We start from the raw sequence: 26,736 nt of genomic DNA, 5'->3' as shown, positions 1-26,736 counted from the left end.
CTTCCCCCGGCCGGCCGGGTGGGCCCCGTGCACGCGTTTGACGGGCCCGTGCCATCTCGGCACGCTGGAAGTATGAGCGCGGCCGCGGAGGCCGGCCTGCGGCGCATTCTCGCCGTCGTGGACCTCCTGATCGATGCCGTCGACGAGGACACCCTTGTCCCGGCGCTGCTGCCGCTGCTGCTCGGTGCCGTTCCCGGCGACAGCATCATCTGGTCCCCCCGCGCCGGCTGCGCCCACCGGCCGCTCACCCTGCCCGCCGGTCTGCTGACCCCGGACATACGGGAGGCGTTCGCCCGGGAGTCGGCGGCCGACTCCCTCGTCACCCACACCACCCTCGGCCCCGGCACCCCGATGCGCCGCTCCACCCTGCAGACCCGCAGCGCCTTCCACGCCCTCGCCGCCTATGCCGACGTCTACCGGCCGCTGAACGCCGAACAGCAGCTCGCGATGTCGTTCCCGGCGGGCTACGCGGCCGGTGTGCCGCGGAAGGTGTGCGTGGCGATCAGCCGCAGCGGCGGCGACTTCTCCGACGACGACGTGGCGGCCGCGGCCCTGCTGCGCACCCGGCTCAGCCGCGTCCTCAACCGGCTCGCCCCGCCCACGCCCGCGCCCGCCCCGTCCCCCGTCACCCGCCGCGAGTCCGCCGTACTCACCCTGCTGGCCCGCGGTCTGACGAACCAGCAGATCGCCCGCCGGCTGGCGATCAGCCCGCGCACGGTCGACAAGCATCTGGAACACGCCTACGCAAAGCTGCAGGTGGGCGGCCGGGTCGAGGCGGCAAACGCGTGGCTGACCCGGGGACCGACGGCGCTGCGGCTCGCGCCGTAGGGCAGGGACCGTGCCGGGCGCCGCTCGGCGCGGCCCGGCCGCTCACCGCGGCAGGGCGTGGCGCCGGTAGGTGACCTTGTTGTGGCGGACCTGGGTGACCTCGACGCTCAGCTGCCGGTCCAGGCCGAGGGGGAAGTGAGCCGTACAGCGCACCTCGTCGTACGGCACGGGCCGGAGGTCGCCGGAACAGTGCACCGCATCGGGACCCTTGCGGAAGGGCAGGGTGAGCTGGCCGCTGAGCGTTCTGGCGATCTCGGTGCGCAGCACGGTGTGGGTACCGTCGTCGACCTCGCTGGTGGCGTCGCGGGCGCGGAGATGGACGGCGGCGAGCGTGCACACGCCCGCGAGGGTGAGGGCCGTGGTGAGCGCGGTGGCGAGGCCGATGACCAGGCCGCGCCGTGGTGGATCTGCGGTCACCGCCGTCAGCTCCCGGTGCCGCGGGGGTGCCGCCGGCGGGCCAGGGCTCCCCAGCCGGCCGCGGCCAGCAACAGCAGTCCGCCCGCGGTCGTGGCCGCCCGGCCGGTGCCGGCCGCGCCGCCGAGGCCGGTGTCCGCGCCGCCCCGGGGCACGACCTCGTCGGCACCGCCGGAGACGGTCATGGTGCCGGTGAGGGTCTTCCGGCCGTCGCCGGCCTGCTCCCCGTACTCCTCGCCGCGTCCGCTGCCGCGGCCTTCGGCGCCCTCCCCGCCGCGCACCGCGCCGCCTTCCTCGTCGCCAGCCCGGCCGGTGTCCAGGGCGCTCTGCCGGGCCCGGGAGGTGCCGCCGCAGGTGAGGGTGACCCGGTAGGAGCCGGGCGCGGTGTTCGCCGGCAGGATCGCGGTGCCGCCGAGCTGCCCGCTCCGGTCGGCGAGCTCCAGCGCGGGGATGTCCGTGTCGTCGAAGGTGGCCTCCGCGGTGTCGCCGGAGCACTGCCCGCCGTCGGAGACGGAGAAGGCGGCGCCCGGTGTCACCGGGTCGGGCTGTACGACCACCGCATTCGCGGTGTCCGGCGCGGAGCCGGCCTCGGCGGCGGCTCCGGTCACCGTCCCGCTGACGGCCTCGGCGGCGGCATCGGCCCCGCCGTCGTCGCCGAAGAGCAGGACGGACACCGCCAGGGCGCCGGCCGCCAGCGCGTACAGAGGAATCTGACGTATGGGCATAACCCGAGAGAAGCGTCCGGCCCGGCGGCGCGCACCTCGATGGCGGGCCCCGGCAAGGCCAACTTCCGCGGGAGACACCGGCTCGCCGCCTCTTCTCGCAGGTCACAAGGGTGCGTACGCCCCGGACGGCGGAACGCGCCGGATGGGCTTTCCGGGTGGTGGCCGCGGGCGGCTCCCGGCACTTGAACCTCACGCCGCGTGAGGATGCATCGTTGCTCCATGAACGCCGCCACCTGGAAGGTCGGTGCCCTCGCCGAGGCGAGCGGACTGACCGTACGCACCTTGCACCACTGGGACACCATCGGCCTGCTGTGCCCCTCGCAGCGCACGGCGGGCGGACACCGGGAGTACACGGAGGACGATGCCGTACGGCTCTATCAGGTGCTCGCGCTGCGGAACCTGGGGCTCGGACTGGAGTCCATCGGCGTCTGCCTGGACAGCGGGGTCGATCCGGCCCGGGTGGTGCGGGACCACCTGGCCGGGGTGGAGGCGTCGATCGCGGCGCTGGAGACGCTGCGGCACACCCTGAGCCGGCTCGACGGCGAACTGGCCGCCGCACGGACGCCGACGGTCACCGCCCTGTTCGACGCGCTGCGGGCGACCGGTGCCGGCGGGGCGGGAGCCGGCACCGCGCTCCGCCACCGTCTGGCGCCAGACCAGCTGCGGACCCTGGAGACGCAGGCCACCGCGCTCGGCTCCCTGGCGCACTACCTCCTGGAGGTGGAGTGGCCCGAGCTCTACCGCCGGGCGGAGCGCCTGCGCGCCGAAGGGGTCGCGCCCGGCGATCCGCGGGTGCGGCGGCTGGTGGCGCGGATGGACGAGCTGAGCACGCTGTTCACCGGCGGCGACACGGCGGTGTCCGACGCCGTCCGGACGGCATGGCGTGCGGACCCGGTCGCCAGGTCCGGAGACGGCGCGGCGCCGGACGCCGGCTTGCCGGACCGCACCGCCTACCCGGACCTCACCGCCTACCTGGACCGGGCACGCGCCGCCGGGTCCTGACGGCGGGCCACCTCCTCGCCCGCCCCGCAGCGCGCTCCTGGCGCGCCACACCCTGGCCCGCCGCGCCCCTGGAGCCCCTCCAGCCCTTGCAGCCCTTGCAGCCCTTGCCGGAAGTCCATGCCGTGAAGTCCATGCCCCTGAAGCCCCGCACCATGAAGCCCGCCCTCTCAAGGAGCCCGTCATGCACCGTCGCACCCGTACCCGTCTCGCCGTGGCCTCGACGCTGCCCACCCTGCTCGCCGTTGCGGCCTGCGGTGCGCTCGCCGCGGCCGGGGCCCTCGCCTGGCAGATCCCGTGCGCCGGGCTGGTCGCGCTGGTGTTCCAGGGGGTGCTGACCGCTGTGCGGCTGCGCCGCGGTCCGGCGGGCGGTACGCCGTAGTGCGGGATCGCCTCATGCCTCCAGCTGGAGGTCCCACTTCTTGCCGGACCGGCCGGTGAGGGTGGTCACCGAGAACGGCTGGACATCTATCCGCCAGTACGCGTGCGGCGGTGCCTGGAGCGCATAGACCAGGGCGGCGCGGACGACACCGGGCTCGGCGACCGCGAGGAGTCCGTCGGCGTCCTCGACCGGCCGGGTGTCCAGCCAGCCGCCGATGCGCCTGATGAAGGCCAGCAGGGACTCCCCGCCGTGCGGCGCCACGCGCGGATCGGCCAGCCAGGCCTCCACCGCGCGCGGTTCGGCGGCCGCCACCTCGCCCAGCGTGCGGCCGTGCCAGCGCCCCATGTCGCAGTCGCGCAGCGCCGGTTGCGGGAGCGGGCGCAGGCCGAGGGCTTCGCCGGTGTCCCGGCAGCGGGCCGACGGCGAGCAGTAGCGCAGTTCGGCGGCGGCGAGCCGGCACAGGACGGGCGCGGCCCGCTCGGCCTCGTGCCAGCCCGCGGCGTCGAGCGGGCGGTCGTCGCCGAACCGGGTTCCGAGCAGCGCGGAGCTGCGGCCGGCGGCGAGCAGCTTCAGTCGGACGCTCATCCGCCGATGGTAAGAGCAGGAACGCCGCAATGACCCTTGTTGATCACATCTCGACAGCATCCGGGTCGATCAGCCCGAGGGTTTTCCGCTGCTCCGGGGAGAACAGGGGGCGGAAGCCTGCCTTTTCGGGAAGGTCCGGCGGCCATCCCTCTCACGGGGCCGGCCGCCCCCCGTACTTGCGCGGGCGGGAACCGGCGCACCCCTCCCCCGCCCAGCCCCGCCCTCGCCTCGCCCCCGCCCGGTCAGTCCGCCGCGACCCCCAGTTCCTCGCACGCCGTGCGGAGCCTGCGGACGCCTTCCGTGATCTCGGCCGTGCCGGACGCGGCCGCGAAGCTCAGCCGCAGATGTGCGGCCGGCGGCTCGGCGGCGAAGTACGGCCGGCCGGCCGCGACCGCGACGCCCGCCCGCAGTGCCGCACCGGTCAGCGCCGCCTCGTCGGTGCCGTCCGGCAGCCGCAGCCAGAGGTGGTAGCCGCCCGGCGGGACGTAGCGGCCGCCCGGCGCGGGGTCGTGGCCGTATGCCGCCCCGTGCCCCGCGCCCGGCCCGGCGAGGGCCGGCAGGTACCGGTGCAGGGCTGCGGTCAGGGCATTGCGGCGGACGGTCAACTCGCCGGAGATCAGCCGCAGATGGCGCTGCCAGGCGGGCGAGCCGACGAGCTCCAGGGCGGTTTCCTGGAGCGGGCCCGGCACGAAGAAGCTGTCGACGACCTGGATGGCGCGCAGCCGGTCGAGGACCGGGCCGTGGGCGGCCAGCGCGCCCACCCGCAGGTTGGGCGAGGTGGCCTTGGTGAGCGAGCGGACATGGACGACCGTGCCGTCCCGGTCGTCCGCCATCAGGGTCGGCGGCAGCGCGGGGGCGTCGCCGTGGACCAGCAGCCGTGCGAAGTCGTCCTCGATCACGAAGGCACCCGCCGCACGGGCCACCCGCAGCACCTCGCGCCGCCGGTCGTCGGCCAGCACCGCGCCGGTCGGGTTCTGGAACAGCGGCTGGCAGACGAACAGCCGCGCGCCGCTGACCCGGAAGGCGTCCGCGAGCAGATCCGTACGGACCCCGTCCGCGTCCACCGGTACGGGCACCGGCCGCAGTCCGGAGGCACGGGCCACGGCCAGCATGCCGGGGTAGGTCGGGGACTCGACGAGCACCGGGGCGCCGGGGGCGGCGAGGGCACGCAGGGCGGCGTTCAGCGCGCTCTGGCCGCCCGCGGTGATCAGGACATCGCTGGCGGCCAGTGGGCCGCCGGGGCCGGCGATCTCGCGGGCGAACCAGGCCCGCAGCTCCGCCACCCCGGCGATGGTGGGCCGCCCCCAGACGCCGGGCCGCCGTCCGGCGCGGGCCAGCGCGGCGGCGAGGGCGCGCTCCGGCTGCAGATCGGGGTGCAGATAGCCGCCGATGAGTTCGATGACGCCGGGCGCCGGGGTGGCGAGCGTGGCGAGTACACCCGAGGCGTCGACACTGCGCGGCACCTGGTCGCCGGCCGGTTCGGCGCTCAGCGCGATCTCCTGCCAGGAGGTGTCGATCGGCCGGGGCGCCTCGCCGCGCGACTCGGCCCGGAAGGCCCCCGCGCCCGGCCGGGTCACGACCAGGCCCTCCGCCGCCAGTTCGGCGAGCGCCCGGGAGACGGTCACCGGACTGACGCGGTGCCGCTCCACGAGGGCACGGCTTGACGGCAGCTTCTCTCCCGGAGAGTAGCGGTTCAGCTCCGCCCGCAGGATCGCGGCCAGCCCAGCGCCGCTGCTACGCTCTTGCATGAGAGACAACGATAGCGCTACCGACACCGCGACGATAGCGGTCAGCAGCCCGGGCGCCCCGGTCACCGCCTCCCCGGTCACCGCCGCCCCGGAGACCCGGCAGCCGCCGAAGACCCCGGAAGCCGCGGAGATCCCGGAGGCCGCGGGCACCGGCCCCGCCCACGGCACCCCCGCCGGCCGGGGCGCACTGCTCGCCGCGCTCGGCGTCGCCGCCTTCTCGCTCACCTTCCCCGCGACCGCCTGGGCGTTGGAGGGCATGGGGCCGTGGACGGTGGTGATGCTGCGCAGTGTGCTGGCCACCGTGCTGGCCGGCGGCGCACTGGCCGTGTTCCGGGTACGCCTTCCCGAACGGCGGCACTGGCTGGGCATCGCGGTCGTCACGGGCGGTGTGGTCCTCGGCTTCCCGCTGCTGACCACCCTCGCGCTGCAGACCTCCACCACCTCGCACGCGGCCGTCGTCGTCGGCCTGCTGCCGCTGACCACGGCCGCCTTCTCGGCCGTACGGACCGGCGCCCGGCCCTCCCGGACGTTCTGGATCGCCTCGCTGGTCGGCGCCGCCGTGGTCATCGGCTTCGCGGTGCAGCAGAGCGGCGGGGCTCCGGGCCGCGGGGATCTGCTGCTGTTCGGATCGCTGCTGGTGTGCGCGGCCGGCTACACCGAGGGCGGCCGGCTCGCCCGCCATATGCCGGGCTGGCAGGTGATGGGCTGGGCGCTGGTGCTGGCGCTTCCGGTCACGGTGACGGGCGCGGCGCTGGCGCTGTCCGCGGAGCCGCTGCGGCTCACGGTGCACTCGGTCGGCGGAGTGCTGTGGCTGGCGTTCGGCTCGCAGTTCCTCGGGATGGTCGCCTGGTACCGCGGGATGGCCGCGATCGGCATCTCCAAGGCGAGCCAGCTGCAGCTCGCCCAGCCGCTGCTGACCCTGCTCTGGTCCGTGTTGCTGCTGGGCGAGCGGCTGCCGCCGGCCGCCCCCGCCGCGGCGCTGGCGGTCCTGGCGTGCATCGCGGTCACCCAGCGGACCCGTGGATGACGGCGGAGTGCACCGGGGCACACCGGGCCATGGGGCACCGGGCCACCGGGCCACCGGGCCACCGGGCCACCGGGCCACCGGGCCACCGGGCCACCGGGCCACCGGGCCACCGGGAAGGGATGAAGCCACACTTTCCGGGGTGCGGCCACGGCCCGCGGACGTAAACTTGCCGCGACGGCAGGTACCGCCGTCCGGGTCATTGCCAGGCTCATCGCCAGGCCCGTAAACCGTGGAAATCGTTGGCCGTTCAACCGCCGGCCGTCGCACCGGTCGGCCCGCGGGTCGTACGGCCGCCCCGAGGCGGGGAGGACCCTGATGCACGCAAACAGGGGCGACCGGCTGGTGGTGCACGGCAGGACCGTCGGGCATCACGACAAGGTCGTCGAAATCGTCGAAGTCCTGGGCCCGAACGGCGATCCGCCCTACCGCGTCCGCGCCGAGGACGGACATGAGGCGATCATGTCCCCCGGCCCCGACTCGGTCGTCCGGCACGGCAAGACCACCGACATCGACACCGGCCGGTAGACAAGACACCGGAACCGTCCTGCGTAGGCGCTCCCCCGGCAGGCGCGGCCCCTCCCGGTCGGCGCCGACCGCCGCTACGTCCGCGCCGGGGCCGCGTAGTGGTCCCGCACGACCCTCGCCATGGCACCCGTCCGGTCCCTGGCCACCTCCTTCGCCGAGAAGTAGACATGGCCGCCCACCTGCGGATAGTCGCGGGCGAAGGTGAGGTGGCGGGAGAGTTCGGCCGGGTCCCTCCAGGCGGGGGGCTCGGCCTCGCCCGCCTTGTAAAGGGCCTCGCCGATGTAGAGGTCCACCCCGGTGCCGTTGACGGTCCGCGCCCACCAGGGCACGAGTTCGGCGTAGTCGGCGGCGCCGAAGCCGAGGGGCCAGTAGACCTGGGGCACGAGGTAGTCGAGCCACCCCTCGCGCACCCAGCGGCGGGTGTCGGCGTACAGGTCGTCATAGGTCTGCACCCCGGCCTGGGTGCGGGAGCCCTGCGGGTCGGTGGCGCGATTGCGCCAGACCGCGAAGGGGCTGACGCCGAACCGCACCCGGCGCCCGGCCCGCCCCCTCCCGTCCCGGAGCCTGGCCGCCATCTCGTAGACCAGCCGGTCGATGTTGTCCCGGCGCCAGGCCGCCCGGCTCTTGAAACCGCTGCCGAACTCGTCGAACGCCGCATCGTCGTCGAAGTACTCCCCCTTGACCGGATACGGATAGAAGTAGTCGTCGAAGTGCACCCCGTCGATGTCGTAGCGCCGCACCGCGTCGAACATCGCGTCCTGGACGAAGCCGCGCACCTCCGGCAGGCCGGGGTTGTAGTAGAGCTTGCCGCCGTACGGCAGGACCCAGTCGGGGTGCCGGCGGGCGGGGTGCTCCGCCGTGAGCCTGCCGGGGTCGGTGTGGTTGGCGACCCGGTACGGGTTGAACCAGGCGTGGAGTTCGAGATTGCGCCGGTGGGCCTCGCGGACCGCGAAGTCGAGCGGATCCCATCCGGGGTCGCGGCCCTGCTGCCCGGTCAGGCACTGCGCCCAGGGCTCGTACGGGGAGGGCCACAGCGCATCCGCGGTGGGCCGCACCTGGAAGAACACCGTGTTCAGCTTGCGGGCGACGGCCGTGTCGAAGTGGGCGCGCAGTTCGCGCTGTTGCGCGGCGGGCTGGAGCTTCGTGCTGGAGGGCCAGTCCAGGTTGGCCACGGTCGCCAGCCACATGCCGCGCATCTCGCGCCGCGGCGCACCGTCAGCGGGCGTCGCCGCCCCCACGGTGACCAGCGAAGAGGCCGCCCCCAGCGCGGCCACGGCAAACCCTCTGCGTGTGATATGCCTCATCAAGAATTCCCCAGGTTGTCCGGTTCGTCCCGTCCTCGGGGTTCACAATGCCCGCCCCGGCGGCCTTGGCACAGCACCGCGCGGAGTAACGTCGGGGCCGAGGCGGCCGCCGGACCCTTACGGCGTAACGGCGTATCGCCGGTCCTGAAGATCAGCGAAAGGCACGATGTGACCGACATCGAACGCGTCGGAGTGGTCGGTTGCGGCCAGATGGGCGCCGGCATCGCCGAGGTGTGCGCCCGCGCCGGACTGGACGTCATGGTCGCGGAGACCACCGGCGAAGCTCTGGAGCTGGGTCGTACCCGTTTGACCAACTCTCTCGGCAAGGCCGCCGAGCGCGGCAAGATCACTGCCGAGGAGCGCGACGCGACGCTCGACCGGCTCAGCTTCACCACCGACCTCGGTGAGTTCGCCGACCGCGATCTCGTCATCGAGGCCGTGGTGGAGAACGAGCAGGTCAAGACCGAGATCTTCCAGGTCCTCGACCAGGTGATCACCCGGCCGGACGCCATCTTGGCGTCCAACACCTCGTCGATCCCGCTGGTGAAGCTGGCGGTCGCCACCTCCCGGCCCGACCAGGTCATCGGGATCCACTTCTTCAACCCGGCCCCGGTGCAGAAGCTCGTCGAGCTGATCCCCGCCCTGACCACCGGCGAGGAGACCATCAAGCGCGCCGAGGCCCTGGTGCAGGGCGTGCTGGACAAGCATGCGATCCGCGCCCAGGACCGCTCGGGTTTCGTGGTCAACGCCCTGCTCATCCCGTATCTGCTCTCCGCGATCCGGATGTTCGAGTCGGGCATCGCCAGCCGCGAGGACATCGACAACGGCATGGAGATGGGCTGCGCCCACCCGATGGGCCCGCTCAAGCTGGCCGATCTGATCGGCCTGGACACCGTGTCCTCGGTCGCCGCCTCCATGTACGAGGAGTACAAGGAGCCCCTGTACGCCGCTCCCCCGCTGCTCGCCCGGATGGTCGACGCGGGCCGCCTGGGCCGAAAGTCCGGGTCGGGGTTCTACGCGTACTAGACCTTCCGGCAATTCCACCAACTGGCGCTGCTCCGGGGAGAGTTCACCTGGGGCAGCGCCAGCGGCATGCCTGCCGTCGGGTGGACTCCCGCGATGCCCCCGGCCCCTCAGTCGCGAATCGCCGCCTGGTCGATGGGGATTGCACGGGACACGGTCTGGCGAGTGCCCTCGACCGACGAAAAACCTTCCCGACCTGGGGCTTTGCGCCTTTCGAAGCTGTCAGGGCCTTTCCCGCTTACTCAGCGGAAAGTCCCTGGAAAGTCCCTGGGACAGAGCTGAAAGTCCCTGAAAAGTCCCTGGAGCAGAGCGGCCCGACCAGCTGGTTTCGAGCCCCGCGCCCGGTGCCGCAGAGACAGGGGCAATCCCGAGACCTACGCATTACAAGACCGTGAGCAGTCATGTTGCCTGGTGCTACGTGCTGCCGCCTCGTGACGTTTCCGCTGATCAGAACAGGTGCACCGGGTTGGGGCGTGCCACCCCGTGCCGCACCGTCCAAAGGCGTCTGTCCACCAGCTGTCCACCGCCGCCCCTCCTTACGCACCACGCAGTGGCCACCCGCTGACTCGTTGGCAGCGCCCAAGCTCCTTCGACTCCCCAGCGTCGTGCGCTTGTAGAGACTTAACAAGCGCCGCCTATGTTGGCACTGTGCCGTGAGGGTGGCTGCTGCCTGCGGCTCGGCGTGCCCCTCGGCATGGCCTCGGTGGCCCGATACGTAGTGCTGACGCGACCGCATCTGCACAGTTCACGGGCCGGCTAGGCACCTTGGTATCCAGACCGCCCTCGCCCTGCGCGGACCGCTACCGGCGGGGGTGGCGCTCGTCGCCGATCAACTACGCCTGTGACAACGCTCGGCGGGCGGTACGCCGGAACCCGATGCGTGTCCCGCCACACGTGGTGCCTGCGGAGGGACACACGGGCGTCATGCCTTGGCGCGTCAGCCAGTTGGTTGCGCCATCGCTGCCGGACCGCTTTGCCCAGCGAACGGCGGCAGCCCGTCCCGGCACAGAATCGTTCCCATCCGCGCCAGTCGCCGTAGCCGCTGCGCGCCTTCTCGGGCCGGTTGTCCTCGACGTACTGGGTCGCGTCGCGGTCGAGCTGTTCAAGCCGGGCCTGAAACCCGGTACTGCAAGATCAGCTTGCTTGCCACGACGGCTTGCAGGTCCGCAGTCGTAGCCCGGACCTACGGCATGGGCCGGTAATTCGCTTCGCCGGAACCGCACACGCGCGGGATAGGCGATCACGCAACGTCGCGGCCTCATGGGTTCAGCCGGAGCACCGATGCCCTTTCCAAAAAGCAAGCCGCCCGCTTCTCTCGCGAACCATCTCGCCGCCCCAATAAGGGACTTGCCCGCTGATATTGTCTTCTCACGCACACCCCAGAGTTGATCAGGCCCGGCCGGACTGATCAGTCCGAGATGGGGGGTGATGAGGTGCTCGGCAAGATCTTCAACCGAATGAAGAACGAGCCGACGCGGACGAAGCTCGAGCGGATTTCTCAGATCACCACGGTGGTAGCACGTGCCCTGCAAGGGGCGTACTACGCACTACGTATCTGGGGATAGCCGCAGGTCAGCGGGCCCGATCGCCCCTACAGCGACCGGACCCGCCAGCTAGTCCACGTCTCGGCCCCGCGCTGACTCTTCCTACAGGAGAGCGCGGGGCCTTCTTCATGTCGACTAGCTTGAGCGACGTAAATGCCGCCCTGCTCGGATACCGAGCGCGATAAGGATACAGCTTCTGGGTGAATAAATTAAGCCCTGCCTCGCATCTGCATCATGGATCACCACTATTTGCGGCGCCGAGTACTTATTCCTCATCACTGAAAGCGTTAGTCAGCTTAAACCCGCGCCACTTCATGAGCGGCAATTACTAATGCGAGAGTGTTGCACCTCTGCACACAGAACCAATTCGCTACGACCGGATGGCAATCAGCAGGGCCCAGGCGCAACACTGTGCGTCTGTGGGCAGTTGGAGTGCAGCCTCGTGCAGCTGGCTGGCGACGTGGAGCAGGAACGCGGGGTGGGCGCCCGCCGGCATCCGCGGTGAGCGCTGGATCGCCGCTTGTACTCGGGCCGCGGACCGTGTGTCGTGCCATGCGCCGTGCCGGACCGTGTGGCGGACCGTACCGCCCCGTACCGTACCGTCCCGGACCGTGTGGCGGACCGGACCGTCCCGGACCGTGTGCCGGACCGGACCGGACCGGACCGTACCGTGTGCCGCGCCGTGCCATGCCGGACAGGACCGGGCCGTGTGCCGGACCGGCCCGTGAATCGGGTGAGACCCGTAGGTCTCACGAGACCGTGAGCCCGGTGAGACGTGAGCCCGGTGAGACGTGAACCGGGTGAGCCCGGTGAGACCGTGAGCCCGGTGAGACCGGTGAGCCCGGTGAGACCGTGAACCGGACCGGTCCGGCCCGCGCTCGTCTGGTGCACCAGAGTGAACTGTTTCCGGGTACGGCGCGGTACCGGAACTGGCAAGGGGAACCGCGCCAGGAACTGGAAACCCACACCGGGCGGAACCTGGAACTGGCACCGGTTACCGGCACCGGTAACTCCGGTGACTGTGACCCGGTTACCGGTAACCAGCTACCGACGGTTCCGGTAACCAGGGCCGGCAACTGGTACCAGCGTGTGAACACGTACGGGTACGGCGAACCCGAACCGTACGGGCACGGACAGGCACCCGTACGGCGAACCGTACGGGTACGGATCTGCATCTCGGAAGGGCGCGGAAGCGATCATGGAAGCGCGCCCGGAAGGATCGGGAAGCGCGCTCGGAAGGGCGCGGAAGCGATCGCGGAAGCGCGCCCGGAAGGATCGGAAAGCGCGCTCGGAAGGGCGCGGAAGCGATCGCGGAAGCGCGCCCGGAAGGATCGGAAAGCGCGCTCGGAAGGGCGCGGAAGCGATCGGTCTCGGCGGTAGCCGTCTCGTCGTACGGGTGCCTGTCCGTACCTGTACGGTTCGGGTTCGCCGTACCCGTACGGTTCGGGTTCGCCGTACCCGTACGTGTTCACACGCTGGTACCAGTTGCCGGCCCTGGTTACCGGAACCGTCGGTAGCTGGTTACCGGTAACCGGGTCACAGTCACCGGAGTTACCGGTGCCGGTAACCGGTGCCAGTTCCAGGTTCCGCCCGGTGTGGGTTTCCAGTTCCTGGCGCGGTTCCCCTTGCCAGTTCCGGTACCGCGCCGTACCCGGAAACAGTTCACTCTGGTGCACCAGACGAGCGCGGGCCGGACCGGTCCGGTTCACGGTCTCACCGGGCTCACCGGTCTCACCGGGCTCACCGGGCTCACCGGGCTCACCGGGCTCACCGGGCTCACCGGGCTCACGGTCTCACCGGGCTCACGGTCTCACCGGGCTCACCGGGCTCACGGTCTCACCGGGCTCACCCGGTTCACGTCTCACCGGGCTCACGTCTCACCGGGCTCACGGTCTCGTGAGACCTACGGGTCTCACCCGATTCACGGGCCGGTCCGGCACACGGCCCGGTCCTGTCCGGCATGGCACGGCGCGGCACACGGTACGGTCCGGTCCGGTCCGGCACACGGTCCGGGACGGTCCGGTCCGCCACACGGTCCGGGACGGTACGGTCCGGGGCGGTACGGTCCGCCACACGGTCCGGCACGGTACGGTACGGGGCGGTACGGTCCGGGGCGGTACGGTCCGCCACACGGTCCGGCACGGCGCATGGCACGACACACGGTCCGCGGCCCGAGTACAAGCGGCGATCCAGCGCTCACCGCGGATGCCGGCGGGCGCCCACCCCGCGTTCCTGCTCCACGTCGCCAGCCAGCTGCACGAGGCTGCACTCCAACTGCCCACAGACGCACAGCTCGTCTGCTGGTCATGCTCTCTTCGCCTGCGCAGAACTGCGGCCGCAGGAGCTGATGACGTAGACCCGCGTATCTACCCGAACCGCCTTCGGGCTGTATCAGCGGACGTACCAAGCGGTCTGGCAATGCGATCCCACGTAGCACCAGCAGCACGATCGGCTGCTACAGCATCGGTGATGAGCTGATCCACTATCTCCTTCAGCTCAATTACGGCCTCCACGCTGCCGAGACGGGATCGATCGCTGGGCTTCGGAACTCGTTGCGCCGCCACCTTGGCCTCCTCAGCGAGATCGACCGCAGTGCGTACGACCTTGCTTCGCGCTGGCAGCCACCGATCACGGGTGTGCCCGGGCGCCAGAAGGAGAAGTCGCTCCCGGACGCGTTGCTCCGCCTTGCGGCAGGCATCAGAGCAGAAGCGGCGTCTGCGACCGCCACGAGTCCTCCCCACGGAAGGGGGTCTGGCCACGGAGCCAGCCGGACCGGGGAGCTGCTCGTCACACCCATCTCGCGCGCACGTTGGTCTCGTTGAGGTTGGATCTCCCTGTGTCACAGCATGATGTTGTCACGAAACCGCAGATGTGCGGTAGCAGTCTCAGGCTTGATTCTCTTCCAACGCGGACGAGGGGCCGGAGCGTGGTGCAGGGGCTCCAGCGCTCGCAGCTACAGAACGTGACGTCGTGCAGGTGCAGTTGACGTGATGCTTCGCCTTCCTCCGACGGGTGCAAGCCTGGGCGCTCCTCATCTGGACGATGTCGACCGCTGTCCGCGAACCGCCCGACGTGCTGCGGTGCTCTCAGTCGCCGTCTTCCGCTTGTGATGCCAACGACACGCGAACTGGGGATTCCCCAGGTCACTGCTGTCGCCAGATGTGATCAAGGTCCGTTGCTGGCCGCGTCCAACGGCTGCATCACGCAGCCACACGGTGCACCGATGCCATCGCGCTGTGGAACGACTTCCCGTGCGAGGCACCGGTTCCTTGGTAGACACGTCACACGGCTACTGACCATCCATGCCAATGGTCACTCCTGGGGCGTGACGCTTCGTCGATATGGCGGTGGTGCCGACCAGGCTCGCCTCCGCTGTTACAAGCCGTGAGCGATCATGCTGCCCGGTTCCGCGTGGCGCCGCCTCGTGACGTTTCGCTGATCAGCGTCCGTGCGCTGGGTTGGGCCGTACTACCCCGTGCTGCACGTCCAAAAGCGCCTGTCCACCGACACCCCTCGCTGCTCAGCACGTGGTTACCACCTGCCGGCACACCGACACCTACATGGAACTCGGCCCGGCGTGGGCCCACACGCTTGTCGGGGATCAACAACCGTTCAATCCGTGGTTCCCCGTCATGAGGTCGTCGGCCGCCGTAGCTCTCGGGTGGGGCAGATCACAGAGCTGGGCGAACAGCCGTTTCTACTGCCCGGATGCGGAATACCCAGCGCCCTCCGTCGATTGGTCTTCTGCAGAGATCACGGGAGGGTTGCTGGTGGCTGAGCTGATGTTGTTCCGGCGGGACGCGGACGGGCGGGACGTGGAGCTGCCCGGTTCGACGGTGGCGCTGGAGGTGGCGCTGCAGCGGCGGGTCGAGGCCGGTCTGGAGCAGATGCTCGGCATCCGGTTCCTGGCGTCGGAGTACCCGACCGGTCCGTGGCACCGGGGGCGGATTGACACGCTCGGTCTGGACGAGAACGGCAGCCCCGTGGTGATCGAGTTCAAGAAGGGCTCCGACAGCGGGGTGTTCCCTGAACTTTGGGGCTGGCCTGTCCCAAAGCCTCTGCTCTATAGCTCTCTGAAACCGAATCGGCGATTTGAGAGGCATCACAGCGAGATGTTCCGGGGAGCGAGAGCCGCTCTGCCAGCTGCCTCAGTAGTGTGACGTCGCATGACCGACACCGAGATCGAGATCACCGCCGACCTGGTTCGCGACCTGCTGCAGGAGCAACATCCAGACCTTGCAGGGCTGGCCATCCGGGAGGTGGCGGGCGGCTGGGGCAACCAAATGTGGCGTCTCGGGGATGAGTTGGCTGTGCGCATGCAGCGCATGGACCCCACTCCGGAGCTCCAGCTGAAGGAGCGGCGGTGGCTACCGGTGCTGGCCCCGCGCTTGCCGCTCACGGTGCCGCTCCCAGTGCGGTTCGGTGACCCGTCCGAGCGCTTTCCCAAGCACTGGACCGTGATGACGTGGGTTCCCGGCGAGCCGCTGGACCATGGCTCGATCAGCCGCGGCGACCACGCGGCCGACACGCTGGCGGGCTTCCTCCGGGCGCTCCATGTGGAGGCGCCCGCCGAGGCACCGATCTCCACGGACTTCGGTGCCCATCCCAGGAACTGCACGGACGGCTTCGAGAACTTCTTCCAGGCCGTTGTCCCCGACGACATCGCTGCTGACGTCCGGGCCGTCTGGGACGATGCCGTTGCGGCCGATGCGTGGGAGGGCCCGCCGGTGTGGGTGCACGGCGACCTCCATCCCGCGAACGTTGTTGTCTCGGACGGAACGCTCTCGGGCATCGTCGATTTCGGTGCCATGTTCGCCGGCGACCCCGCGTGGGACCTCGCCGCCGCATGGGTGCTGCTACCTGCGGGCATGGCCTCACGGTTCTTCGACATGTACGCGCATGCAGACGAGGCGGCGATCCGGCGCGCCCGCGGGCTGGCTGCTATGAAGAGCCTGTTCCTGATGCTCATGGGACAGAACGGAGATCGTGGCCTTCCCGGCGGCAAGCCGCACTGGGGACCTGCAGGCCGGGCGGCACTTGACCGTGTTCTTAAGGGCGTTTGAGGGAGGTTTCTTATAAACCTGTTCTCGATCTTGGTTGAGGGTCATGCGGTAGCCCGCTTTCGTGGGTTCATCGATCACCACGCATGGTGGGGATGCCAAGGTCCACGGCCGTATGCTGCCCGTGGCCCCGGTCGAGTTGGCTGAGCTTCTCCTCGGCGCCAGCCAGGCTGACCTGGAGACCCTCCACCTCGCCGAGCCAGCCTTCCGTCTCGGCTTCGGCGATTCGGGCGATCAAGTTGTCACGGATCTCGGCAAGCCGCGCCCGCTGGGCCGGGTCAGGTCGAAGGAGCGAGCATCTGACGCAAGCGTGCTCATGAACGCGCTGGATCCCGAAGGCCCGTGCGCAGGTGCCGATGGACACCTTCCGCTTCTCGAAGTGCGCGAGGAAGGCGTCCCACTCCTCTTCGGTCGGGGTCCGGTACTCCTCGCTGGGGCGGGTGGATCGACGGCGGGCGATGAATGCCCGGTGGGCCTCGATCGTTTCGGTGGGATAGACCGCTTTGTATCCGATCGTGGTGTCGATGCTCTTGTGCCCGCAGATCACCTGGGCGATGTGCGGGGGCAGGCCGTTCATGATGGCGTCGGTGACGAAGAGCCGGCGGAAGTCGTGCGGTGTGTAGCGCAGTGGGTCGCCGGTGGTGTCGGTCAGGCCCGTGGCAATGAGGGCCTGGTCCAGCATTGTGCGAACGGTCTCGTCGGTGAACGCACGGTCCTCGCCGGAGATGCGCCGTTGGAACAGCAACGGGGCCGGCGCCTGCCACGCGCACTCGCGGCGGTCCCAGGAACGGACCAGGGGAACCGCGCCGGTGCTGTCCCGGGCTCGGCAGATTATCGCGCTCAGGACGTCGGCGAGCTCGGGGCTGACCAGAAGCAGGCGCTCGGTATCCGTCTTGGACGGGACGATCTGTAGGAGGGGGACGAGTTCTCCGGTGGTGGGCAGACGGTATTGGACCAGGCTGTGGTGGCTGAGCTCGAGTAGTTCCTCGATGCGGATACCGGTGGCCCGCAGGACCTCGACTGCGGCCCAGGTCCAGAAGGCCCGCTCGTCCTCAAGTCCCAGATCGCGGCGTTTGCCGGTCTGTGGGTCCTCGGCCCAGATCCGGCCGGCCGTTCCATGGGGAACGACCGCGCGTACGAGTTGCTGACCAGCAGCGGTGAACGCCTCGCCAGGGCTGGTGTGCCGGGCGGCTTCCAGTACCGCGGCGGCATCCCTGCGACGCTGATCAACCGAGTTGACAAGAATCGGCAGCACCGGCAGGCGCTCCCGGGTGCGGGCGTCCATCCGCGCCTTGCGCCGTCGTTGTACTTTGCGGTGTTCCACCTCGTCAGCCCTCACCGGGCTCGGTGCCACCCACGGGCCCCAGCGGCCGGGATCCTCCAGTGCCCACTGGGCGATATCGAGGTAGAAGGCCCGCACCTGGGTGAGCGTGTCCCGGTGGTTGAGCCTCTCGACCTTTGCGCTCATACGCCGGCCCTCAGGACCGGTGACGGTCTTGTCCTTCGTGCGAATCCTCTGCTTCCACTGGCCGATGACGTCCGGGGCGAGGCGGAGGCTGTCGGTATCGGGATGGTGGTGCTCGATGTCCTGCCAGAAACACTTGCCGAGGTGGTAGGAGAGGGACCTCAGGCTGTTGTAGTCCAGTGCGGGCTGGCGTTCCCGGAGATAGTCCACCAGCAGGTCACGGATAGGACGGCAGGTCAGTCCGTAGCGATCGATCAGCTGCTCCGGCGTCCGCTGTCCTTGGTTGCGGACCTCGCGCAGATTCTGCGGGGCGTCCTCTCCGAGGGCTCCGAGCCGGTGCAGCAGGCGGTAGAACACCTCGGTCCCCACCATTGCCCGCTTGAGCACTACTGCTTGGGTCTCGAGGAGTTCCAGGACGTCACCGACGGTGATGTCGGCCAGCGTGCCGCCCTTCGCCGCGAGGATGAGGGCGCTGCGGCAGAGCGTCGTGCTGACGGCTCCTGGCCGCACGCCCTGGGCCTGAGCGCCGAGCTCCCGCAGGCGCTCAAATCCGTCGGGGTCTCGACTGTGTGCCATGGAGCGGACCAGCACTCCTTGACGGCTGGCTCCGGCGGCCAGCCAGTCCACCGAGGGCCGCAGCAACTCAGCGCTGATCACCGTCGTCAGGGCCCGGCCGACCACCGGCATGCGCCAGGCTGCCTTCAGACCGCGCTCGTGCAGCCACTGCTTGATCACCGGCCGCCAGGCGGCACCGGCTTGCTCGATGCCACTGGCCTGCCACCGTTCCTGCCAGGTCTGTCCGGGCTGCTCTTCCAGCCAGTCCAGCACTATGACGATGCCGTGCTTGTGATGCAGTTCGCTGCCGGCGTTCTTCAGCGTGTAGGGCGGACGGGACAGCAATCGGGCCGCCTCGGCGCGTGAGCGCTCGGTGCCCGGCCAGCTGGCAGGAACGGTCCGGGCGGGGAAACGCTGCTGGGCCGCCAGCGCGCGAATACGCCCAGGTGAACCCCCGGGAGCCAGTGCGTGGTTCGCGTGTGCCGACACGGTGGTGGTCACCGAGCACCGGCCCCGAACAGCACATCGAGGCTCTCCGGCCGGTAGTCGGCTGCGGGAGGGGGTGCGATGCAGGCGGCTGCCTGCCGTGTCTGGGCGGCATGGTGGGCCAGCAGCCGCCGGATCACCACCTCCTTGCGGGGCGTGAGGTAAAGCTGTGTCGTGGTCAACTGAGCGTGACCGAGGACGAATTGGACATCAGTGAGGGGCAGGCTGGGATCCTCGGCCATGCGGTAGGCGGCGGTGTGCCGCAGCGCGTGCAGCGTCGCAGAGGTCCCGGCCTTGATGTTGGCCCGCTCGAACATGCGGTGAACCGCGTGGTAGGTCAGCGGTCTCGACGGCGAGCGCAAAGTCCACCAGAGAGGGAGGCGCCGCCCCCGTGGGATCGCATCGTCCATCTCCACCTGGTAGAGCCGCAGCCAGACGAACGCGTCGGTCGAGGCAGGGAGTTCCTGGACTTCCCGCGTGCCCTTGCGTACCACCGAAATCAGCTGGCGCCCCGGATCGACGCCAGCCTGCCATGTGCTGAGCAGTTCGCTGGCCCGGGCGCCGGTGGAGATGTAGAAGGCGACCAGGGCCCGGTCCCGGTGCGACGGGAGCCGGGCGAAGATCTCGTTGAACTCCTCGTCCGGGACGCTGCGGGGCACCCGCTTGGGCACTCTTGGCCGGTAGAGCCCGGCGCGTTCGTTGCGGGGCAGGTCCATCGGGTTGCGGTGGGCGTACGCCCGCTGGCCTCGACGTGATCGGTCCAACGGGAACGGGTTGAGGAGCGGCCCGGTTCCGATGTCGCGGTGGAAGTCGTAGAAGCTCCGCAGCACCGTCTCGCTGTGCGCTCGCACCGACGCCGCGTACGGCTTCCCGCCCGCGGCCCACCGGCCCACCTCACTCGGCCGCCGCCAGTGCGGACGCCTCGGCTGGCCCGCGATCTGAAGCCAGCGGGAGAAGTCCCTCGCCTCGAGCCGACTTGCCCGGTCCCATGGCACCTCGACAGCCCACAAGAAGCGGAACCAGCGCAGCAGATCCATCCCGTAGGAACGGGCCGTCGCCGCCGAACGACCGGCCCCCTGCAGATCGCGCAGGAAGGCGCAAGCTCCCTCGATCGGTTGCCCGGCTGGGTCGATGAGCCGGAATGGATCCCACGGATCGTCCATGGCCACCAGCTCACCGATCAGTGGAAAGGAAAGGGCTGCCAGATCTCTCGATGCCTCCATGGCGGACTCAACGATGCCTCCACCACAAGGTCACTGACCTGCAGAAACTCCGCCATTAGTTCAGTCAACAGGTTCTGTCGCAGGCCGTCTCCTATCTGTCCTGGCTGGAATCGGCGCACCACGAGTTCGAGGCGCTTGTCCAGAGGGTGCTGGGCGCAGAGGCCGCCGAGTCGATCAACTGGCGTCGTCCGCGGATGGTCTGCATCGCGGCCGGCTTCTCCCATCACGACCGCGTGGCCGTGCAGCGGCTGCCCGAGCGGATCGACCTGGTGCGCTACCGGATCTTCGAGGGGGGCCTGCTGAGCCTGCTGCTCGTTGACTCCTCGCCCGGCTTCCCGACCGCCGCTTCGTCTCGGCGAAGCCGAGAAACGGTGGTCGGCAGCGCGCCAGCACCGGTGACTCCTCCGCCGGCGGGTGCCGGCTTCGTTCCGGAGTGCCTACAGGACCTGTACGCGGAGCTGGACGACGCTCTGACGGCGTGGGGCGAGGTCGAGGTGGCCCCTCTGCGGCACTACACAGCCTACCGGCGGTTGGTGAACGTGGCGTCGGTGATCTTCCGTCCGAAGCACGAGGCGATCTTGGTCTATCTCAGACTCGACCCGGACACCGTCACGCTGGAGCAGGGCTTCACCCGGGACATGCGCGGCATCGGACACCTCGGAACCGGGGACCTGGAGGTACGCATCTCCTCGGCGTCCGACTTGGAGAGGGCGGGCCCGCTGATCCGGCAGGCGTTCGAAGCGGCCTAAGACCGTGTCCTATGTGGTGAGGCGGACGTTGGCCTGTGTATGGGGCGGGGTACGTGGAGTTGGATTGTTCCGGACGGTCTGTGGGAGATCGCGAAGCCGTTGATCCCGCCGTCGAAGGTGCGGTCGCAGGGTGGTGGGACCCAGGACACGCCTGATGAAACGGTGTTCGCGGCCATCATCTACGTGCTGGTCAGTGGCTGTTCCTGGCGTGCGTTGCCGCCATGCTTCGGGATATCGAAGTCGACCGCCCACCACCGGTTTCTGATCTGGTCGCGGGCCGGCGTGTGGGGCCGGCCGCACGAAAGCGATCCTGCACCGGCTCGACGATGCCAGCTTGATCGACGTCTCCCGCGTGGTCCTGGACTCAGCCCACGTCAGGGCCAAAAAGGGGGCGAACTCACAGGTCCGAGCCCCGCGGACCGGGGCAAGCCGGGGTCCAAGATGCACATCCTGTCGGACGCGAACGGACTGCCCCTGGCCATCGGCGTCTCGGCGGGGAACACCCACGACAGCCAAGGGCTGAAGCCGATGGTCGAGTGTCACCAAACGAGACACGACCCTCACCGCGGCCGCCACTTCAAACCCGAGCGCCTGCACGCCGACAAGGCGTATGACAGACCCGACCTGCGGAAATGGCTGCGTGGTAAGCGGATCGGAGTGCGCATCGCCCGCAAGGGCATCGAGTCCAGCGAACGGTTAGGGCGGCGTCGATGGGTGATCGAACGCACCATGTCGTGGCTGTCGGGCTACCGCAGACTCAGCCCCCGCTACGAACGCCACCACCGCAACTACCTGGCCTTTCTCGGACTCGCCGCCGCCATCTGCTGCTACAAGCGATACGTCCGCCTCACCACATAGGACACGGTCTTAGGGAGCGCAACGGCTAGACGCAAGCTAGCGGGCACCACTGACAACGGCCACGATTGGCCTACCGCAGCGCCATGCGCGGCCGACTCATAGCTTGTCCCCTCCGCTCGCCCGTCAACAAAGTGCTTTGACCTGCACAGATGCACTACCGCGGAGTCGCTGCAGTAGCACCTTGAAGACCAGGCTCTGGACGCGGACTGACCTGTCGCTTTACCGTCGGGTCGTCATCAGCCCTCGGAGGGCTCGCAACCCGACTACAACTCCGAGATCGGCAACGCCGTCCCGGGGCGTCATCAGCCCTCGGAGGGCTCGCAACCGCTACCACTCCGACGTCTCCGAATACGATGGGTTCTACGCACCGAAGACAGTCATTGACGCAGCTCATGCTGCATGTGATCTGTGAGTCGACGTGTTGATGGACTGGACGGGTTCGGCGACTCGGCCGCGGATGAACCGGCACGTCGGTCAGTGGCGGGCCTTTCTCAAGCGTCGGGCGGCTCGGGGGTGGCTGCGCCTGTCCGGGGTGCTTCCGGAGCATCGGCGGCGATCAGTCGGCTGTTCTCAATCATCAGCCTCTGGTTGACGTTTCGGAGTGCCTGCATGGTGGTCTCTGCTTGGCGGTTGGCTGCGAGTGCTGCGTCGATGTTCCTTCGCACCCTGCCCAGAGAGAAGGCGGTCAACTCTGGAGTGCCACGATCACCCACTTGCCATGCCAGATCCGGTTGACCCGCCCGTATCCACCCGCCGCCTTCCCCGGATCTGCTATCTCACTGGCGACCGAATCGCGGCAATCAGGAGTCGCGCCCAGGCGGGACCATCGTCGACCTGCTCCAGCCCGGCTCCGGCGGTGGCAAAGAGGGCGCGTAGAGGGCCGTACCCGGTCCAGGGCTGCGAATCGGCAGCGCGCCGGGCTGGCGTATCCCGGTTGCCGTCACTGCGCCCGTGCACCGGTCGCGTTCCGGCGACCGGGGGCCTGTCGGCCGCCGGAGCGGGCGGGGTGGGGGGAAGGCATCTCGCGCAGGCGCTGGGTGTACTGCTCCTGGATGTTCCGGGTGAACGTGAGGAAGTCGGCGATGAGTTCGAGCTGTCCGGCGCTGTAGCGGGCGAAGACCTGTTGTGCCGAGTCGTCGACGAACGGGGTGAGCAGGGCGAAAGCACGCTGGGCGGCTTCGGGGGTGGCGCGGACCAGGGTGCGGCGCCGGTCGGTGGGATGCGGGGTGCGGGTGAGGTAGCCGAGCTTCTCCAGGCGGTCGAGCATTGCGGTGACGCTGCCGGTGGTCAGGCCCAGCTGCGCGGCCAGCGCGCTGGGGGCGATGTCCTCGGTGGCCAGCAGGATCTCCAAGCAGCGCAGATCGGTCTCGTTGACCCCCATCAGGCGGGCCGTCTCGCGGTCGAAGTCGTCGACTGCGGCCTGGTAGCTCTGCACCGCTTTTCCCAGCTTCGACTTGATCGGCTCCTGTTCGCTTGACATTCGAGTTATCTCCGTTCATCGTGGAAATCAGTTGCTCGACATTCAAGATACATGAGTTTCGAGCCAATCCGGAAGGGTCACTGGCCCGGGCGGGCCCCCGTAGAGGGCGGCGGCGTCCGGAGGTCGACCCGTTGCCCGCACCGCACAGAAGAGAGCAGTCCCATGTCTGAGACCACGTTCACCTCCGATGAGAAGCTGACCCTGCAGACGGCCGCGCACGGCGTCGTCAACCTGATGGCGTCCGCCGATCCCGGCATGATCTCCTCCACCCGTTCCGGCATGGCCGGCGGCAAGGCGTTGTCCTCGGCGACCGGAGCCGTCGGCCGCGTCCTGGCGGACAAGCCCAAGGGACTGCAGTTCGCTGGCAAGTCCACCGCCGACATCGCCGATCAGGTCTTCGCCGCCCTCACCGACTCCATGGCCCTGCTGAAGGCGAAGGCGCCCGGGGAGGTCGGCAACTTCCGCGACACCCTCACGGTCATCATGGACGCCGCGTCCCGCGCCCACCGCGGCCAGGCCGGTCCCGCCGAGGCCGCCATGATCCGCAAGATCACCGCCACCCTCGACGCCGCTGTCTGACAGGCCGCAACAGCCGAAGGGCCGCCACCAGACACGGCCCGTCCACGCGGTGGACGGGCCCGGCCGCCGGCCTCTGCCCGCCCCGGTGTCCGCCCGGCCACGAGCCCTTCCCCCTCACCGCCCAGCCCCCTTTTCCGGAGAATCTCCCATGGTCACCGCCCCGTCCGGTGAAGCCACCGGATTCGTCCCGGCAGCCACCGGCCGGCGCCGCTCGATCGCCCTGTTCGTCGTTCTGCTGGCGATGTTCATGGACCTGCTCGACAACACGATCATCAACGTCGCGCTGCCCTCCATACACAAAGACCTCGGCGGCGCCTACTCCGCCGTGCAGTGGAACGCCGCCGGCTACACCCTGGCCTTCGCGCTTGCCCTGATCACCGGCAGCCGCCTCGGCTACATCTTCGGCCGCCGCCGCCTGTTCCTGACCGGCGCCGCCGGGTTCACGATCGCCTCCGCCCTGTGCGGCATCTCTCAGAACTCCACCGAGCTGATCGCCGCCCGGGTGGCGCAAGGAATCATGGCCGCCCTCATGGTCCCCCAGGTCCTCGCGGTCATCCAGACGATGTACGCGCCCAAGGGCCGCGGCAAGGCCGTGGGCATGTTCGGCGCGCTGGGAGGCATGGCCACCGTCGGCGGCCCCATCCTGGGCGCACTGCTCACCAGCGGCGACATCGCCGGCCTCGGCTGGCGCTCCATCTTCCTGGTCAACGTGCCCGTCGGCATCATCGCCGTCGCCCTCGCCGTCAAGCACCTGCCCGAGTCCAAGGCCCCCGCAGCGACCCGCCTGGACCTGGCCGGGATGCTGCTGTCCTCGCTCGCCCTGCTGATGCTGATCTACCCGCTGATCAAGGGGCAGGACGCGGGCTGGCCCGCCTGGACCTTCGCCTCCATGGGCGGCTCCCTCATCGTCGTCGCCACCTTCATCGCCCACCAGCGGCGCGGCACCCGCACCACCGAGCCCCCTGGTCGAGCTCAGCCTGTTCCGCTACAAGTCCTTCACCGGCGGGCTGCTCGTGAACCTGCTGTTCATGGGCGGCGTCATCGGCTACTTCCTGGTCTTCACCATCTACCTCCAGACCGGCCTCGGCTTCTCCGCGATGCGTTCCGGGCTGACCAACATTCCCTGGGGCCTGCTGGTCCCCGTCTTCGCCGGCGTCGCTGCAGCCGCACTGGCGCCCAAACTCGGTCGCCCCGTCCTGCAGACCGGCCTGGCCCTCGACATCATCGCGATGTTCGCCCTGATGTTCACCGTCCACCAGGGCAACGGCACCTCCCTCACGCTCATCCCCGCTCTCGCCATCGGCGGCATCGGAATGGGCCTGGTCGTCGCCCCACTCCTCGACTTCACCCTCGCCGACGTCCCCGTCAACGACGCCGGCTCCGCCTCCGGCCTGTACAACACCATCCAGCAGATCGGCGGCGCGATCGGCATCGCGGGCCTGGGCGCGTTCTTCTTCAGCCACACCGGCCGCGCCATCCCCAGCCCCGCCACCTACAACCCCGCCCTCCAGCACACCCTGTGGCTGCCCATCGCCGCCTTCGCGTCCGCCCTGGCCGCCACCCTCCTCATGCCCCAGCGCGCCGCCCACCACAGCGACATCGCCTGAACCGCGGGGCCGGCCCCCGAAAACCTCACACCCCCGCCCTTCGCCACCGCGAAGCGATACGACACAAGGGAACCACCATGCACGTGATCATCATGGGTGCCGGCACCGGCGGCCTTGCCCTGGCCCACGGCCTCACACGCGCCGGGATCAGCTGTGCGGTCTTCGAGCGAGACCGCACCCGTGGCGGCGGCCTGCAGGGCTACCGGGTCGGCATCGACCACGACGGCAGCCGCGCCCTGTCCCGCCTGCTGCCCCCGCCGCTGTTCGACACGTTCACCGCCACCTGCACCCGCACTCCAGACCGCTTCAACATCTTCACCGAGAAATACCAGGAGGTGCTGTCGCTGAGCGGCTTCGCCCGCGCCAGCGCCGACGGCGCCGGCGCCGAGCGCTCCGTGTCCCGCATGACCCTGCGCCAGGTCCTGCTCACCGGCCTGGAAGACCTGGTGCACTTCGACAAGGTCTTCACCCGCTACGACAACAACCCCGACGGCACGGTCACCGCGCACTTCGAGGACGGCACCTCGACCACCGGCGACGTGCTGATCGCCGCGGACGGCACCAACTCCCGGGTCCGCCGCCAGTACCTGCCCCACGCCCGGCTCAAGGACACCGGGGTGATCGCACTCGGCGGCAAGGTGCCGCTCACCGACCAGACCCGTGCCCTGCTGACTGACAGGACGATCGACGGCGTCAACATCGTCCAGGCCCCGGGCGGCTACTCCCAGGTCATCCACGTCATGCAGTTCCCCTGGGACACCGACGGCGCACCCAAGAGCGGCATCGGCGCCAGCGACGCCGAGCTCATCAACCACTGGCCCGGCCTGCAGTTCGACAATACGCGCGACTACATCGGGATCGGCATCAACGCCGCCGCCCACAAAGTCCCCGCCGACGTGCTGCAGATGGACGGGCACCAGGTCCACGCCCTGTTCCGGAAGCTGACCCGGGCCTGGGACCCGCGCCTGCGCAAACTCGCCGAGCTCGTCGACCCCTCCACCTGCTTCCCGATCAACATCCGCACCTCGGTGCCGATCGAGCAATGGCCCGCCAGCAACATCACCCTGATCGGCGACGCCATCCACACCATGACCCCAGGCCGCGGGGTCGGCGCCAACACCGCGCTGCGCGACGCGGAACTGCTGTGCCGCAACCTGACCGCCCACCGCGACGGCACAATGAGCCTCTTGGACGCCGTCGGCGACTACGAGACCCAGATGACCGACTACGGCTTCGACGCCGTCAAAAAGTCCCTGGCCCAGATGCGCGGCACCGACCCCATCCACAAACCCGTCATCGGCCGCGCCGTACTCGCGGGCACGCGCACCGCCATGCGCGCCGTCAACCATCTGCCCCCGCTCAAGCGCAAGATGACCGCCTCCATGCAGGCCTACCGAGGACACGACCGCGACCAGTAACCCCTCCATGACCCTGGCCACCCCGCGGGTCACCTGGCTCACCGCTCGTTAACGGCACCCACGCAGACTCGCAGCGGGTCAGGCGGCCTGGCCTAGTACTCCAGCAGCGGTTCGCTATCTGGCCTGGTCAGAGGCATCGTCGGGAGTGTAGT

At 69.8% G+C, this 26,736-nt stretch carries 21 protein-coding genes and 1 pseudogene; 14 read left to right on the top strand and 8 right to left on the bottom strand.

Annotated features, from left to right (window positions below; genetic code table 11):
* The first annotated feature begins 72 nt into the window (after nt 1-72).
* Nucleotides 73-828, top strand: a complete 756-nt coding sequence (locus D9V36_RS34855) for a helix-turn-helix transcriptional regulator (RefSeq protein ID WP_129297271.1) — start codon at nt 73-75, stop codon at nt 826-828.
* 42 nt (nt 829-870) lie between these two features.
* Here the strand turns inward: D9V36_RS34855 and D9V36_RS34850 are convergent, their stop codons facing one another.
* A complete protein-coding gene (locus D9V36_RS34850; protein WP_129297270.1) occupies nt 871-1,245 on the bottom strand; it encodes a DUF4333 domain-containing protein in 375 nt (124 codons plus the stop codon).
* A 5-nt stretch (nt 1,246-1,250) separates the two neighbouring features.
* A complete protein-coding gene (locus tag D9V36_RS34845; RefSeq protein ID WP_129297269.1) occupies nt 1,251-1,967 on the bottom strand; it encodes a hypothetical protein in 717 nt (238 codons plus the stop codon).
* 219 nt (nt 1,968-2,186) lie between these two features.
* On the opposite strand from D9V36_RS34845, the gene D9V36_RS34840 reads away from it, so the two are divergent.
* Together D9V36_RS34840 and D9V36_RS34835 are read left to right on the top strand one after the other, a co-directional pair.
* Nucleotides 2,187-2,969 (top strand): MerR family transcriptional regulator, encoded by a 783-nt coding sequence (locus D9V36_RS34840; protein ID WP_241721156.1) that lies wholly within the window; start codon nt 2,187-2,189, stop codon nt 2,967-2,969.
* A gap of 181 nt (nt 2,970-3,150) precedes the next feature.
* Nucleotides 3,151-3,348 (top strand): hypothetical protein, encoded by a 198-nt coding sequence (locus tag D9V36_RS34835; protein ID WP_129297268.1) that lies wholly within the window; start codon nt 3,151-3,153, stop codon nt 3,346-3,348.
* 12 nt (nt 3,349-3,360) lie between these two features.
* Here the strand turns inward: D9V36_RS34835 and D9V36_RS34830 are convergent, their stop codons facing one another.
* Entirely contained in the window at nt 3,361-3,933 is a 573-nt protein-coding gene (locus D9V36_RS34830; RefSeq protein ID WP_129297267.1) for a histidine phosphatase family protein, read from the bottom strand.
* 242 nt (nt 3,934-4,175) lie between these two features.
* On the bottom strand, nt 4,176-5,681 hold the full coding sequence (locus D9V36_RS34820; RefSeq protein WP_129297266.1) for a PLP-dependent aminotransferase family protein: 1,506 nt from the start codon (nt 5,679-5,681) through the stop codon (nt 4,176-4,178).
* Here D9V36_RS34820 and D9V36_RS34815 point away from each other — a divergent pair.
* Both D9V36_RS34815 and D9V36_RS34810 read left to right on the top strand, forming a co-directional pair.
* A complete protein-coding gene (locus D9V36_RS34815; RefSeq protein WP_129297265.1) occupies nt 5,680-6,708 on the top strand; it encodes a DMT family transporter in 1,029 nt (342 codons plus the stop codon). The genes D9V36_RS34820 and D9V36_RS34815 overlap by 2 nt on opposite strands.
* A gap of 315 nt (nt 6,709-7,023) precedes the next feature.
* Nucleotides 7,024-7,233, top strand: a complete 210-nt coding sequence (locus D9V36_RS34810) for a DUF1918 domain-containing protein (RefSeq protein ID WP_129297264.1) — start codon at nt 7,024-7,026, stop codon at nt 7,231-7,233.
* A gap of 74 nt (nt 7,234-7,307) precedes the next feature.
* Here D9V36_RS34810 and D9V36_RS34805 read toward each other — a convergent pair whose 3' ends face one another.
* The gene (locus D9V36_RS34805; RefSeq protein ID WP_129297263.1) at nt 7,308-8,537 is read right to left on the bottom strand and encodes a glycoside hydrolase family 10 protein; all 1,230 of its coding nucleotides are present in this window, start codon (nt 8,535-8,537) and stop codon (nt 7,308-7,310) included.
* Between the two features lie 168 nt (nt 8,538-8,705).
* Between D9V36_RS34805 and D9V36_RS34800 the strand changes: the two genes are divergently transcribed.
* From D9V36_RS34800 to D9V36_RS34790, 3 genes are all read left to right on the top strand, one after another.
* Complete coding sequence (locus tag D9V36_RS34800) at nt 8,706-9,563, top strand: 3-hydroxybutyryl-CoA dehydrogenase (protein WP_129297262.1); 858 nt, start codon at nt 8,706-8,708, stop codon at nt 9,561-9,563.
* Nucleotides 9,564-14,631: 5,068 nt separating this feature from the next.
* Nucleotides 14,632-15,264 carry a hypothetical protein gene (locus tag D9V36_RS43155; RefSeq protein WP_431357723.1) on the top strand — a complete coding sequence of 211 codons (633 nt, stop codon included), beginning with the start codon at nt 14,632-14,634 and terminating at the stop codon, nt 15,262-15,264.
* A 6-nt stretch (nt 15,265-15,270) separates the two neighbouring features.
* The gene (locus D9V36_RS34790; protein ID WP_129297261.1) at nt 15,271-16,167 is read left to right on the top strand and encodes an aminoglycoside phosphotransferase family protein; all 897 of its coding nucleotides are present in this window, start codon (nt 15,271-15,273) and stop codon (nt 16,165-16,167) included.
* A gap of 67 nt (nt 16,168-16,234) precedes the next feature.
* Here D9V36_RS34790 and D9V36_RS42330 read toward each other — a convergent pair whose 3' ends face one another.
* Together D9V36_RS42330 and D9V36_RS34780 are read right to left on the bottom strand one after the other, a co-directional pair.
* The gene (locus D9V36_RS42330) at nt 16,235-18,685 is read right to left on the bottom strand and encodes a site-specific integrase (protein ID WP_241721155.1); all 2,451 of its coding nucleotides are present in this window, start codon (nt 18,683-18,685) and stop codon (nt 16,235-16,237) included.
* A complete protein-coding gene (locus tag D9V36_RS34780) occupies nt 18,682-19,893 on the bottom strand; it encodes a tyrosine-type recombinase/integrase (RefSeq protein WP_129297260.1) in 1,212 nt (403 codons plus the stop codon). Before D9V36_RS34780 ends, D9V36_RS42330 begins: the two co-directional genes overlap by 4 nt.
* A 74-nt stretch (nt 19,894-19,967) precedes the next feature.
* On the opposite strand from D9V36_RS34780, the gene D9V36_RS34775 reads away from it, so the two are divergent.
* Together D9V36_RS34775 and D9V36_RS34770 are read left to right on the top strand one after the other, a co-directional pair.
* Entirely contained in the window at nt 19,968-20,642 is a 675-nt protein-coding gene (locus D9V36_RS34775; protein ID WP_129297259.1) for a DUF5655 domain-containing protein, read from the top strand.
* A gap of 39 nt (nt 20,643-20,681) precedes the next feature.
* Nucleotides 20,682-21,500, top strand: a complete 819-nt coding sequence (locus tag D9V36_RS34770) for an IS5 family transposase (RefSeq protein ID WP_241721153.1) — start codon at nt 20,682-20,684, stop codon at nt 21,498-21,500.
* A gap of 940 nt (nt 21,501-22,440) precedes the next feature.
* Here D9V36_RS34770 and D9V36_RS34765 read toward each other — a convergent pair.
* Nucleotides 22,441-22,980, bottom strand: coding sequence for a MarR family winged helix-turn-helix transcriptional regulator (locus D9V36_RS34765; protein WP_129297258.1), 540 nt, complete (start codon nt 22,978-22,980; stop codon nt 22,441-22,443).
* Nucleotides 22,981-23,142: 162 nt separating this feature from the next.
* On the opposite strand from D9V36_RS34765, the gene D9V36_RS34760 reads away from it, so the two are divergent.
* The 4 genes and pseudogenes from D9V36_RS34760 to D9V36_RS42315 all read left to right on the top strand — a co-directional run bounded on the left by D9V36_RS34760 (nt 23,143) and on the right by D9V36_RS42315 (nt 26,584).
* The gene (locus D9V36_RS34760; RefSeq protein WP_129297257.1) at nt 23,143-23,559 is read left to right on the top strand and encodes a hypothetical protein; all 417 of its coding nucleotides are present in this window, start codon (nt 23,143-23,145) and stop codon (nt 23,557-23,559) included.
* Between the two features lie 148 nt (nt 23,560-23,707).
* Nucleotides 23,708-24,412 (top strand): annotated as a pseudogene (locus D9V36_RS43150) (MFS transporter); the annotation flags it as partial.
* A gap of 160 nt (nt 24,413-24,572) precedes the next feature.
* Nucleotides 24,573-25,166 carry an MFS transporter gene (locus D9V36_RS42320; protein ID WP_431357770.1) on the top strand — a complete coding sequence of 198 codons (594 nt, stop codon included), beginning with the start codon at nt 24,573-24,575 and terminating at the stop codon, nt 25,164-25,166.
* A gap of 77 nt (nt 25,167-25,243) precedes the next feature.
* Entirely contained in the window at nt 25,244-26,584 is a 1,341-nt protein-coding gene (locus D9V36_RS42315; RefSeq protein WP_241721151.1) for an FAD-dependent oxidoreductase, read from the top strand.
* The last annotated feature ends 152 nt before the right edge of the window (nt 26,585-26,736 follow it).

Origin of the sequence: Streptomyces lydicus, assembly GCF_004125265.1 — a bacterium.
GTDB lineage: Bacteria > Actinomycetota > Actinomycetes > Streptomycetales > Streptomycetaceae > Streptomyces > Streptomyces lydicus_C.
The sequence above is the reverse complement of the archived record's forward strand: the minus strand, read 5'-3'. Positions and strand labels throughout refer to the sequence as shown.